The organism is Acinetobacter sp. CIP-A165, from assembly GCF_000367985.1.
Classification (GTDB): Bacteria; Pseudomonadota; Gammaproteobacteria; order Pseudomonadales; family Moraxellaceae; genus Acinetobacter.
Genome location: NZ_KB849202.1, coordinates 1,211,845 through 1,223,903 on the forward strand (window position 1 = coordinate 1,211,845; position 12,059 = coordinate 1,223,903).

The following is a 12,059-nucleotide window of genomic DNA, read 5'->3' on the forward strand; positions in this document are numbered from 1 at the left end:
TTCATGAATCAAATTGAAACAGGTATTGTGCAATTTGAATGGGCAATAAAATTGTATTTATATGAGTCAGCATTTATACCAGCTATTACTTTAGCTGGTGCTGCGGAAGGTATTTTTGGTGAACTTAAAAATGGCTATGTATTTCATAAAGTCAGTGAAAATATTGCCCTTAAACGTAATGAACCGTACCATGTTTGTCGGAGACTCAACATTCTGAGAAACTACTCCGATGAAAAAATCAAACTACACCCCTGAAATCAGAGAAAGAGCGGTTCAACTTGTTATTGAATCCGAAAAAGATTATCCATCGAATTGGGCTGCAATCACTGCTATTGCTCCCAAGATAGGTTGTACCCCTGAAACACTGCGTGTTTGGCATCAAAAATATTTGGATCAACAAAATCCAGTTAAAGTACAGCATCTTTCAGATCAAGAACGTATAAAACAACTGGAACGTGAAAATAAAGAACTGCAACGCGCTAACGAAATTCTACGTAAAGCAGCCGCTTTTTTCGCCCAGGCGGAGCTCGACCGCCTACACAAATAATGGTGGATTTCATCCATAACAATAAAGACCTATATGGTGTTGAGGCAATCTGTAAAATTTTACCGATTGCACCATCGACCTATTACCGACAGCTGGATCTGACCGAGAACCCAGAAAAGCGCTCAAAACGCGATTTACATGACGTGCATCATGCTGAACAAATTAAACGAATTTGGAAAGAAAGTTCGGGTCGATATGGTGTACGTAAAGTCTGGCAACAATTGAAACGTGAAGGCTATATTGTTGCACGCTGTACGGTTGCTCGATTGATGCAAAATCTAGGCATACAAGGTGTTTGGCGTGGTAAGAATAAACAAACTACTCGTAGCCGAGATGATCAAAAACGTGCACCTGACTTGGTGAAACGCAATTTTACTGCTGATCATCCTGACCAACTGTGGGTCGCTGACTTCACGTATATTCGAACCAATTCAGGCTGGGTGTATACCGCCTTTATTATTGATGTGTTCTCACGAGCCATTGTTGGATGGAAAGTATCTACACGAATGAATACAGATATGGTGCTCGATGCATTGGAGCAAGCATTGCATGATCGAGGCATGCCAAAGAGCGTGATCCATCATTCCGATAGAGGTGTGCAATATCTTTCCATCCGCTATACCAATCGTTTAGAAGCAGCAAATTTACGAGCATCAGTCGGTACGACTGGTGATTCATACGATAATGCTTTGGCTGAAACGGTGAATGGCTTATACAAAACAGAGGTGATTGAATATCTAAAAGCAGATTGGCAAGGTTTGGTAGATGTGCAACTTGCGACATTAAACTGGGTGGATTGGTTCAATAAAAAGCGTGTACATAGTGCTCTAGGTTATGTATCACCATTTGAGTTTGAAGCAATGTACTATGATAAGATGAGCCCGTTAGGTCAGGTGGCCTAACTTTAATAAAAATCTCTCCGAAAAACCCGGTACGGTTCATAACCTCCAAGCAAAGCAAGTTTCTCAAGAAATTAATAAAGTCAGAAATTGGTTAAAACATGGAGCTTGCCATCAATCATTTAATGATTTAAATGAGCAAGAACTCCAAGCTGCTGCAATCAGTCGAATTATCATCGCGGCTACCGCTTTGATCCACTTAAAACCTGATTGTATGAGTAATTTATTAATTCAATTTATGCAACATACTCAAACATATCATTCAGATTTTTTACCTAATGATAGTTTTGACTGGAATAAGATAGAGATATAAATATGAAACTCGCAGAAGCACTTTTACTTCGAAGCGATCAACAAAAAAAGCTCGCTTCATTAAAACAACGGATCAATGCCAATGTATTAGTACAAGATGGTGATGAACCGAGTGAAGATCCAAATGAACTGATCAAACAAGTCTTTGCTTTAACCCAAGAAAGCAATCAGTTGATTTGTCGTATCCATTTGACCAATGCACAAGCAAAAGTTGAGGATGGAAAAATATTACTATCGTTACTCAGCTTAAGAGATAGTTATGCTGAACAACATAAGATTCTCGTTGATGCGATTGTCAATACACATCGTGAGCCGGACCGTTATAGCTCACGTGAGATTAAATGGCAAAAGGTCATCCCTGTTTCTAGCTTGCAAAAACAAGCCGATGATATCAGCGCGAAACTACGCGATTTAAATATCAGAATTCAGGCTGCAAACTGGCAGATTGATTTAGTCGAATAGACAACAGATTTTGTGAATTTAGTTCACAATCACAGTTTGGACATACTGGGCGAGTACAAGATCCTGCGTTACTCCGATCTGAGGGATTGAAAATAATTCAGGCGGCTATGGCAGCATGTGAGCCGTGCATCAATCTTCACCGATCAGGCTCAGCACCATGTACTTAGTAAACCTTTGCCAAAAGCAAAGTCACGCGTTACTTCGCATTACCATGTACTGACAGTATGTTCATTAGATTAGAAAATAAGGAAAATAGACGTGAATAAGGCTTTGGCAAATATGCCAGCAACCATCCAGATTGATGGTTCTCAAGGTGAAGGTGGTGGGCAAATTTTAAGAACTGCCCTCTCTCTTTCAATGATTACAGGTCAAGCATTTGAATTAATAAACATTCGTGCTGGGCGTAAAAAACCGGGCTTAATGCGTCAGCATTTGGTCTGTGTACAGGCATCCCAACAGATTAGCCAAGCTTATGTTGAAGGGGCTGAACTGCATAGCCAACGTTTGTATTTTGCGCCACAGCATGTACAAAGCGGAAAATACCAATTCCAAATTGGTTCTGCTGGCAGCACAACATTGGTTTTTCAGACGCTATTGCCTGCTTTATTATTACAAAATGAAGCCAGTGAACTCACGATTTCTGGTGGCACACATAATCCGCTTGCGCCAACGGCTGATTTTGTTGAACATTGCTTTTTGCCTGCATTAGAAAAGCTTGGAATAGAGGTCGAGTTTAAATTAAATAAAGCAGGCTTCTTTCCGATTGGTGCAGGTGAAATTCAAATCAAGATTCAGTCGTGGCAACATCGAAATAAGCTAAGCTTATTAGATCGTGGCTCGTTACAATCAATTGATGCCTTTGTAGCAGTCCTCAATCTTTCAGAAGATGCCCAAATCGCACAACGTGAATTAGCCACTTTAAACAAAAGGCTGAAACTAAATACTCAACAACAATTTCATTTACATGGAATCAGCCAAGGAAATACGGCGTATGTCAAAGTTGAGCACGAAAATCACGTTCAGCTATTCACTGCTTTAGGCGAAATGCGTAAAAGTGCTGAACAAATAGCAAATCACTTGGCAGAAAAAGTGAAGCTTAATCTTGCGTCCAAAGCTGTCGTTGATGAGTATCTCGCTGATCAACTCCTCTTACCTTTAGCATTGGGTCAAGGTGGTGAATTTACGGCGAAATGTATTAGTGAACATACGCGTACACAAGCAGCAATGATTGAAAAATTTATTGATTGTGAAATTGACTTTATCGAATTGGATAAGGATCTGTTTCAAATTAATGTAAAAGTTTAAGAAGCTCAGCCTTGAGCTTCTTTTCAATCATCTTTTAAAGATACAGGCTCAAAGCCCTAATCCATATTTTATTTTTAAATCTTATTTAAAACCAATATATGAATTAGCTAGCATATAAATTCAAGCAACTAACTTTTCCAAACAAACTTTGAAAAACTATGTTCGGCTTTTAAGCTATTTTCAACAGCTTGAGCCAACTGACGAATAATACTTTGAGTTTCAATCTTTTCAAACCAAGCTTGTTCTTGTTGTGGATTTGCAGAAATCTCACACAAAATATGTCCCTCGGTATCTTGCTGAGAACATAAAATAGAGAGTGGTAATTGATGATTATCAATGCAAACTTCAATTTTTTCATGCTCATGACGCATATGTTGCGCATCGAAGCCATATTGTTCTAATTGTTTATATAGTAGTGCAGCCACGTATTCTTGCGTGATATAGCATTCATTGGGTGGATGATCAATTACCCCATGTTTAGGGCAATCTGCTATAAATTGCAGCTTTTTCATGGTATTCCCTCTTTTTTATGTTTTTAGTTCTGGATCACAGACTAAAACCGACTAGTGCACTAAGGATTATTATATATACAATTGTCTTTAATTGATTAGCTGATTGTCTTAGTTCTCATATTAAAATGATAAATTTCGACCCAATTTGATATGTACATATTCAAACTGTTATTTTTTCATTTATCAGATGCTATTAGACCGAAAGTATCATATTTTGCAACAGGTCATTTTGCTGATGATGCACTATTGAGATAAATGACATTCATTTTGAAAAAACTTCTTAGATGAACTGCTTAATGCGGTTATTCAAAATCATATATCAATCGAATTTCAAATAGATGAAACAACAAAAAACCGAGCTTATTTTTCACTCGGTTTCTGCAATATTGACTTATTAAACAATCATTGCTAAAGCCCGCGCCAATCGACTCGCGCATTACGCTCAGTGGCATAAATGCGTTGAACATATTGTCCAAGCGGTAGATCTAATAAATAATCATAATATTCTTTTAGCTCTCCACCAAATTGATCAACATCATCATTTTCCAACTCCCACGGCGTACCTTTAATCATCAATAACGGTGCAAGCATTGAACAAACAGCAATATCAGCCAAACCAAGGCGATCTCCAACCAAATAGCGCCCTTGATTATCAATTAATCGCTGGTTTAAATCAGTGATGAGTTCGGTCATACGAATTTTTGATTGAGCGACTTTTTCAGGGTTTAACTTGTAATTCGTCGAGACTAAACTCTTTAAAATAGGTTTGGAAATCTTTTCAAACTGACGTAGATAGCCCTGCTCACCCATCATAATTTCCAGTGGATGATCCCCCACAGATAGTGCCTGAGCCAATGACCAACGGCGTACATGGATACCAAGTTCTCTAGACAGTTCATCAATCTCTAAAGCTTGATCACGTAATTGTTCATCACGTCTTAACAGAGCATGTTCTGGATAAGTAGTATCTAAATACAAAGCAATTTGAGTTGAATCAGCGATCCACTGCTTGTCATCTTTTAACATCGGCAATAAATATTGCCCTGACTTTAGATAGGTAAACGCACGATGAAAACCAGGAATTAAATTATGTGCCACATAATCCAATTCCTTATGATCTAACAACCAGCGAGCTTTTTCACAATAATGAGATAAAGGAAATTGGTATAAAACCCGCATATATACTCCAAATTTATTTTTCTATTCAATCAAACATAAGGTTTTTCATACTTTAGAAGTAAAATCTAATGAATACAATGTCCTTTTCGCTCTATCTTTTTTTATTTTGGCTAAAATTCTTTATCTCTTTTTCTGGCCAGATTATTCATTTCTTTCATAGAAAAATACTTTTCTGTACTGACCAACCAAACACCACACCTGATAAACAATTGTTTAAATTAAAAATTTAATATCATTTTTTCTGTTATTTTTCTCACAAAAAATACTTAATAATTATTGTGATATATAAGCCACATCTGATGATTTAGTGGAAAAGTAAAACTTTTGTAAAGTCCCTCTTATCTATTAGAGGTGCTCACATGTCCAGTAATCCATCAGTGATCCAAGCTCCAGTACAACTGATTTCAAATGATCAGCAGGCCATCAATGCTGCCTATCAAGTTGCTGACTTTGCATTAGAAGAACGAAATAAACGAGATCAAGATCGTATTTTACCAACAGAACAAGTTATTCACTTTAGTCAAAAAGGCTTGGGAGGGATTCGTGTTCCTCAACAATACGGTGGCGCTTTTGTCTCCAATAAAACCTTGGCCCATGTGTTTCGTATTTTAAGTAAAGCCGATGCCAATGTAGGTCAGATCCCACAAAACCAATTCGGACTGTTAAATTTTATTAATATCACAGGTTCAGATGCTCAAAAGCAGTTTATCTATGCTGAAATTCTTGCAGGTAAACGTATCGCTAACGGTGGCCCAGAAAAAAACTCTAAAGATAGCAAAGCCATTCAAACCACTTTAACTTTAGAAAATGGTCAATACATTTTAAATGGTGAAAAATTCTATTCTACTGGCACTAGCTTTGCAGACTGGTTAGCAATTCGAGCACTGCATCCAGATGGGCATACAGTATTGGCAATCATTGATCGACATGCTACTGGTGTTGACGTGATTAATGACTGGAATGGCTTTGGTCAACGTACCACAGCCAGTGGAACAGTGAAATTGAGCAATGTTGTTGCAGACCCAGCCTTATTTTTTGATGAGCGTATCATCGCCGACACCCCAAATGTTCGCGGTGCGTATTCTCAACTTTTGCAGGTTGCCATTGATGTTGGCATTGCCGAAGCCGCTTTTGATGACACCTTATCCAGCGTGCGTAAAGCACGTCCGATTATTGATGCAGGCGTAGAAAAAGCCAGTGAAGAACATTACACCCTACAAGAAGTTGGTAAGCTCAATATCCTGCTCGATGCAACCATTTTATTACTAGATGAAGCTGCTGAATATCTGGATGAGCTTGATCAACTCACCGAGCTTTCTGCTAAGCAAGCCGCTCGCGCCTCGATTCTGATAGCCGAAGCAAAAATCTATGCCAATGATGCAGCCCTGCAAATCTCCGAAAAGCTACTCGAACTTGGCGGTAGCCGTGCCAGCTTAAGCAAACATCACCTCGATCAGCATTGGCGTAATGCTCGTGTGCACACCCTACATGATCCTGTGCGTTGGAAATTCCATGCCATTGGTGATTATTACCTCAATGATACTCACCCTGCCCGCCATGCTTGGATTTAAGGAGTAAATCACTGTGACCTCATATCAAGAATTACAAGGTTTCGCCAAAACCAACTTTAAAGCGGCTCATATCATTCAAAGTGATGAAGAAGCATTGGAAATTGCCACAAAGCTGAGCCAGCAGTTTAAACAAGCTGCGGTTGAACGTGATGCCAATCGGAACTTACCTTTTACAGAAATCGAAGCCTATAGCCAATCAGGTTTATGGGCGATTACCGTACCTAAACAGTATGGTGGTGCAGACGTTTCAAGTCTAACCGTTGCCAAAGTCATCGCTTTATTTAGTGGTGCGGATGGTTCAATTGGTCAAATTCCACAAAATCATTTCTATGCTTTGGAAGTGCTGCGTAATACAGGCACGGAACAACAAAAGAAACGTCTCTATCAAGAAGTTTTACAAGGTGCTCGTTTTGGTAATGCACTGGCAGAGTTTAAGACCCGTACCTCTGCACACAAACAAACAGCTTTAATCCCAAGCGAAAACGGTTATCTGATTCAGGGAGAAAAGTTTTATTGCACAGGTAGCCTATTTGCACATCGTATTCCAACCTTAGTGATAGATGAAACGGGTAATGAGTTTCTGGCTTTTGTGCAACGCGACAGTCAAGGCTTAGAACTGATTGATGACTGGTCTGGCTTTGGGCAACGTACCACAGGTAGCGGCACAGTAAAGTTTAATCAGGTTTTGGTTGCCAAAGAGGATGTGATTCCTTTTGACACAGCCTTTAAGCAACTATCTTTAGTGGGTCCATTTGCTCAGATCATGCATGCTGCGATTGAAGTTGGGATTGCGCGTGCAGCGTTTGAAGAAACCCTAGAACGTGTCCGTGTAGCTCGTCCGTGGATTGATGCCAATATTGAATCCGCGACGCAAGACCCATTAACGCTGTCTGAACTCGGTCGCGTGGCAACCGATGTCAAAGCCAGCGAACTTTTACTGAAACAGGCAGCTCGATCAGTCGATGCGGCTAAATATGAACTCAATCCAGAAAGCTTAGCCAAAGCTTCAATTGATGTAGCCAAAGTACGTGCGCATAGCACGGAAACTGCATTAAAGGCTTCATCGAAACTAATTGAATTGGCTGGCAGTCGTGGCAGTCAACGTGCTGATGGTCTGGATCGACATTGGCGTAATGCACGTGTACATACCTTGCATGATGCTGCACGCTGGAAATATTACTTCATTGGTAATTATGTGTTGAATGGCATTCTGCCACCGCGTCGGGGGACATTGTAATGAGTCAAAATCTCCCGAAGAAAATTTTACTGAATGCATTTGATATGAATTGTGTCGGTCATATCAATCATGGTTTATGGACCCATCCACGAGATCAATCATACCGTTTTAATGAGCTGAATTATTGGACTGAATTGGCACAAACCTTAGAACAAGGCTTGTTTGACGGTTTATTTTTAGCTGATATTACGGGCGTTTATGATGTCTACCAAAATGGGATCGAGCTGACCTTAAAAGAATCAATCCAATTGCCAAGCCATGATCCATCTACCCTGATTTCGGCAATGGCACTGGTCACGCAAAATTTAAGTTTTGGTGTAACCGTCAACCTCAGCTATGAACATCCCTATCAGTTTGCACGGCGATTTGCCAGTCTTGATCATTTAACTCAAGGTCGTTTGGGCTGGAACATTGTCACAGGCTATTTGGATAGTGCCGAACGCTTGATTGGTCAAAAAGGTTTAAAAGATCACGATGCACGTTATGATCAAGCCGAGGAATTTTTACAGCTTTGCTATAAATATTGGGAAGGCTCTTGGGAAAATGATGCCTTAAAGAAAGATAAGCAACAGCGTGTTTTTACTGATCCAAATAAAGTTCACTCAATCAATCATCAAGGGCAATACTACCAAAGCCAAGGGGTGTTTCAGGTTGCGCCGTCTGTACAGCGTACACCAACTTTATTCCAAGCAGGTGCTTCACCGAAAGGACTACAGTTTGCCACGCGCCATGCGGAATGTATTTTTATTGGTGGCGATCAACCCGAAAAGATTCGTCAACAAGTGAATAAAATACGACTACAAGCGAAGCAACAAGGCCGTGATGAAGATGCAATTAAAATCTTTGTCGGCATTACTGTTGTGGTTGCTGAAACACATGATCTTGCACAGCAAAAACTGGCTGAATATCGCCAATATGCCAACCCTGAAGCAGGATTAGCGCATTATGCGAGTTCCGTCGGCATCGACCTTGCTAAGTTTGAAGATGATGAAGCAATCCCCTATCAAAAGAGCAATAGCATTGCTTCCGTTAATGAGAAGTTTAAAGAACAACGTATCAGTAAAAATGATCTAAAAGCGCAGCATGTTCTGGGTGGACGTTACCCCCTCATTGTCGGCAGTGCTGCTGAAGTTGCGGAATATCTGATTGAGCTGCTCGATCAAACAGGCATTGATGGTTTTAACCTGACCCGTACTGTTTCGCCTGAATCACATTACGATTTTATTCGCCTAGTAATCCCGGAGTTACAGCAGCGTGGACGTTATAAAACTGAATATGCCACAGGTTCATTGCGCAATAAGCTTTTTGCTCAAGGTGATCATTTAGCAGCAAGCCATCCTGCCGATCAGTTTCGATGTAGCAAATATAAAAATAGCAACGAATTGAAAATAATTGAAAACCTAAGTGCTTAACTAAATAAAGAATTGGAGAAATATATGGCTCAAACAGCCTCTAAAAAATGGCTTGGTATCGGTCTTGTCGCAGTTGTCGTGATTGTTGCCTTATTGATTTGGAATAAACAAAGACAGAATCATAGTAGCGAGCTGGTGATTGGGATTAGCCCTTCTTTTGCACATCCACTACAAGTCGCTGCGGATGAAGCCAAACAACAAGGTTTAAATGTCAAACTCGTCGAGTTTTCGGATTGGAATACGCCCAATATCACCTTAAATCACGGGGATATTGATGCGAACTTTTTCCAGCACCAACCATTTTTGGATAACGCGATTAAGGAAACAGGCTTTAAATTAAAACCCTTTGCTGTGGGTGCGGCATCGCATGTCGGGTTGTATTCAAAAAAATATAAAAGTTTTGATGAACTTCCGAATGGAGCAACTGTTGCCATTCCCAATGATCCAGTGAATCAAGGTCGTGCACTATTACTATTGCAACAAGCGAAGCTAATTGAACTGAAAGACAGTAACAATCACCTTTCCGCACTCAAAGATATTACAGCAAATCCGAAGAACCTGAAATTTACTGAAGTTGAAGGCCCTCAGACTGCGCGTGCGATTGATGATGTTGATCTCGCTTTTGGCTATCCACATTACTTACGTTTAGCCAAAACGGCTGATCCTGAAAGTGCCTTATTGTTTGATGACAACACCAATAAGCGCTATGCGATTTTATTTGTGGTACGTGATGATTATCAGGACAAGGACCATAAACTACAGAAATTTGTCGAGATTTATCAAAACTCAGCAAAAGTTAAAGCTGCCTTGGATAGTGATTTTGGTCCAACGCTCTGGTTTTCTGGCTGGAAATAAGGAGAACAATCATGGTGAGTTTTGGTTCACAAGTTGATTTTTCAGTTCCACATCTGAAAATACGCGGTTTAAATAAGTTTTATGAAGTACAAGGCCAACGCTTACACGCTTTAAAAGACATTAACCTCGATATTCCCAAAGCGCAGATTGTTGGCATCATTGGAAAAAGTGGCGCAGGCAAATCCTCCCTGCTGCGTACCTTGAATGGTTTAGAGTCGATTGATACTGGCAGTATTTTGATTCATCAACAAAATATCGCTGAACTGAGTCATGCTGAGTTGATCAAAACTCGGCAGAAAATTGGCATGATTTTTCAGCATTTTAATTTAATGTCTGCCAAAACCGTATGGGAAAATGTAGCTTTACCGCTACGTATCGCAGGTTATGCTAAGGCCGAAATTGAGCAACGGGTCAGCGATGTACTGACACTGGTTGGCTTAGAAGCAAAGCGTAATGATTACCCTGCCCAACTTTCTGGTGGGCAAAAACAACGTGTCGGTATCGCACGTGCTTTGGTGTCGCAACCTGAAATCCTGCTCTGTGATGAAGCCACCTCAGCACTGGACCCTGAAAGTACAGCCAACATTCTGTCCTTATTAAAACAGATCAACCGAGACCTCGGTTTAACCATTATCTTGATCACGCATGAAATGCAGGTCATCCAAGAGATTTGCGATCAAGTCATCGTGATTGATCATGGTGAAATTGTTGAAGCTGGGCAAATCTGGTCGGTATTTTCCAATCCACAACAACAGATTACGCAGGAATTACTCAAGCTAGAACAGCTCAATTTACCTTTTGAATTGAGCCAAACTTTTGATCAGCACACGACGCACCAAATTTTAAAACTGAAATATGTCAGTGAATCTAAATCGGTTCCTGATTTATATGAGTTACTCAACTTCTTTAAGCATCCTGTTCAGGTCTATCACAGTCAAATCAATACCATTCAGCAACATACGATAGGTTCACTGATCGTTGGTATTCACAGTCTGGAATTAGACTTAAAAAAGCTACACAAAGAAATGCATCATACAATAACGCAACTTGAGGTGATCGGTTATGCACAATCAACTCATTGACCTGTTACTGATAGGCACAACCGATACCTTAGTGATGGTCGGTGTTTCCGCCATTTTTGCTTTTCTGATTGGTCTACCAATTGCCTTAATTTTGGTGAGTACTGCTGATTTTGGGATTTATCCTTCCAAGAAAATTAATCAGCCTCTAGGATGGGTGATCAACATTACCCGTTCTGTACCTTTTCTGATTTTAATGGTGGCTTTGATTCCGTTTACCCGTTGGATCGTCGGAACCAGTTATGGTGTGTTAGCGGCAATTGTGCCTTTGACCATCGCCGCGATTCCCTTCTTCGCCCGTATTGCTGAAGTCAGTCTTCGTGAAGTTGATCAAGGCTTAATTGAGGCAGCACAAGCCATGGGTTGTAATCGCAAACAAATTCTTTGGCATGTGTTACTTCCCGAAGCCTTGCCGGGCATTGTTGCGGGCTTTACCGTGACCATTGTCACCATGATCAGCTCCTCTGCGATTGCAGGCGCAATTGGTGCTGGCGGTCTCGGTGATATCGCCTATCGCTATGGTTATCAACGTTTTGATATGCAAGTGATGTTGGCTGTGATTGTAGTGCTAATCGTTTTAGTCATGTTGGTTCAAAGTACAGGCGATAGTATTGCCAAACAGCTCGATAAACGCAAAGTTTAACCGCGAATTGATAATCCACTTAAGCCATGACCTGACTTTGTCATGG

12 protein-coding genes and 1 other annotated feature are annotated in these 12,059 nt (G+C 40.3%); of the genes, 10 read left to right on the forward strand and 2 right to left on the reverse strand.

The window, feature by feature from the left end:
- Window positions 1–3: 3 nt before the first annotated feature.
- From F991_RS11260 to rtcA, 4 genes are all read left to right on the forward strand, one after another.
- Window positions 4–255, forward strand: coding sequence for a hypothetical protein (locus tag F991_RS11260; protein WP_004671442.1), 252 nt, complete (start codon window positions 4–6; stop codon window positions 253–255).
- A protein-coding gene (locus F991_RS11270) for an IS3 family transposase (protein ID WP_155757149.1) occupies window positions 230–1,449 on the forward strand; the annotation gives its coding sequence in 2 pieces (ribosomal slippage) (window positions 230–506 and window positions 506–1,449; 1,221 coding nt in all). The genes F991_RS11260 and F991_RS11270 overlap by 26 nt, the downstream gene beginning before the upstream one ends.
- Window positions 505–621, forward strand: a sequence feature (AL1L pseudoknot). It overlaps the preceding gene by 117 nt.
- 312 nt (window positions 1,450–1,761) lie before the next feature.
- Complete coding sequence (locus F991_RS11275) at window positions 1,762–2,220, forward strand: DIP1984 family protein (RefSeq protein WP_004671447.1); 459 nt, start codon at window positions 1,762–1,764, stop codon at window positions 2,218–2,220.
- 258 nt (window positions 2,221–2,478) lie between these two features.
- Complete coding sequence (gene rtcA / locus F991_RS11280; RefSeq protein ID WP_004671449.1) at window positions 2,479–3,525, forward strand: RNA 3'-terminal phosphate cyclase; 1,047 nt, start codon at window positions 2,479–2,481, stop codon at window positions 3,523–3,525.
- Window positions 3,526–3,653: 128 nt separating this feature from the next.
- Here rtcA and F991_RS11285 read toward each other — a convergent pair whose 3' ends face one another.
- On the reverse strand, window positions 3,654–4,037 hold the full coding sequence (locus F991_RS11285) for a hypothetical protein (RefSeq protein ID WP_004671451.1): 384 nt from the start codon (window positions 4,035–4,037) through the stop codon (window positions 3,654–3,656).
- 408 nt (window positions 4,038–4,445) lie between these two features.
- Window positions 4,446–5,216 (reverse strand): glutathione S-transferase family protein, encoded by a 771-nt coding sequence (locus F991_RS11290; protein WP_004671453.1) that lies wholly within the window; start codon window positions 5,214–5,216, stop codon window positions 4,446–4,448.
- Between the two features lie 359 nt (window positions 5,217–5,575).
- Here F991_RS11290 and F991_RS11295 point away from each other — a divergent pair, with 359 nt between their 5' ends.
- The 6 genes from F991_RS11295 to F991_RS11320 are packed head-to-tail and all read left to right on the forward strand — an operon-like array spanning window position 5,576 to window position 12,013.
- Window positions 5,576–6,787, forward strand: a complete 1,212-nt coding sequence (locus tag F991_RS11295; RefSeq protein ID WP_004671455.1) for an SfnB family sulfur acquisition oxidoreductase — start codon at window positions 5,576–5,578, stop codon at window positions 6,785–6,787.
- Window positions 6,788–6,800: 13 nt separating this feature from the next.
- Window positions 6,801–8,024 carry an SfnB family sulfur acquisition oxidoreductase gene (locus tag F991_RS11300; protein WP_004671457.1) on the forward strand — a complete coding sequence of 408 codons (1,224 nt, stop codon included), beginning with the start codon at window positions 6,801–6,803 and terminating at the stop codon, window positions 8,022–8,024.
- On the forward strand, window positions 8,024–9,436 hold the full coding sequence (locus F991_RS11305) for an LLM class flavin-dependent oxidoreductase (protein ID WP_004671459.1): 1,413 nt from the start codon (window positions 8,024–8,026) through the stop codon (window positions 9,434–9,436). Before F991_RS11300 ends, F991_RS11305 begins: the two co-directional genes overlap by 1 nt.
- 24 nt (window positions 9,437–9,460) lie before the next feature.
- The gene (locus F991_RS11310; RefSeq protein WP_004671461.1) at window positions 9,461–10,291 is read left to right on the forward strand and encodes a MetQ/NlpA family ABC transporter substrate-binding protein; all 831 of its coding nucleotides are present in this window, start codon (window positions 9,461–9,463) and stop codon (window positions 10,289–10,291) included.
- An 11-nt stretch (window positions 10,292–10,302) separates the two neighbouring features.
- Window positions 10,303–11,373 (forward strand): methionine ABC transporter ATP-binding protein, encoded by a 1,071-nt coding sequence (locus tag F991_RS11315; protein ID WP_004671463.1) that lies wholly within the window; start codon window positions 10,303–10,305, stop codon window positions 11,371–11,373.
- Window positions 11,354–12,013, forward strand: a complete 660-nt coding sequence (locus F991_RS11320) for a methionine ABC transporter permease (protein ID WP_004671465.1) — start codon at window positions 11,354–11,356, stop codon at window positions 12,011–12,013. Before F991_RS11315 ends, F991_RS11320 begins: the two co-directional genes overlap by 20 nt.
- The last annotated feature ends 46 nt before the right edge of the window (window positions 12,014–12,059 follow it).

Excerpts from the sequence above, each read along its gene's own strand:
- F991_RS11260 (WP_004671442.1), top strand. The coding sequence starts at position 4 with ATGAATCAAATTGAAACAGGTATTGTGCAATTTGAATGGGCAATAAAA.
- F991_RS11275 (WP_004671447.1), top strand. The coding sequence starts at position 1,762 with ATGAAACTCGCAGAAGCACTTTTACTTCGAAGCGATCAACAAAAAAAG.
- F991_RS11285 (WP_004671451.1), bottom strand. The coding sequence starts at position 4,037 with ATGAAAAAGCTGCAATTTATAGCAGATTGCCCTAAACATGGGGTAATT.
- F991_RS11290 (WP_004671453.1), bottom strand. The coding sequence starts at position 5,216 with ATGCGGGTTTTATACCAATTTCCTTTATCTCATTATTGTGAAAAAGCT.
- F991_RS11295 (WP_004671455.1), top strand. The coding sequence starts at position 5,576 with ATGTCCAGTAATCCATCAGTGATCCAAGCTCCAGTACAACTGATTTCA.
- F991_RS11305 (WP_004671459.1), top strand. The coding sequence starts at position 8,024 with ATGAGTCAAAATCTCCCGAAGAAAATTTTACTGAATGCATTTGATATG.
- F991_RS11310 (WP_004671461.1), top strand. The coding sequence starts at position 9,461 with ATGGCTCAAACAGCCTCTAAAAAATGGCTTGGTATCGGTCTTGTCGCA.
- F991_RS11315 (WP_004671463.1), top strand. The coding sequence starts at position 10,303 with ATGGTGAGTTTTGGTTCACAAGTTGATTTTTCAGTTCCACATCTGAAA.
- F991_RS11320 (WP_004671465.1), top strand. The coding sequence starts at position 11,354 with ATGCACAATCAACTCATTGACCTGTTACTGATAGGCACAACCGATACC.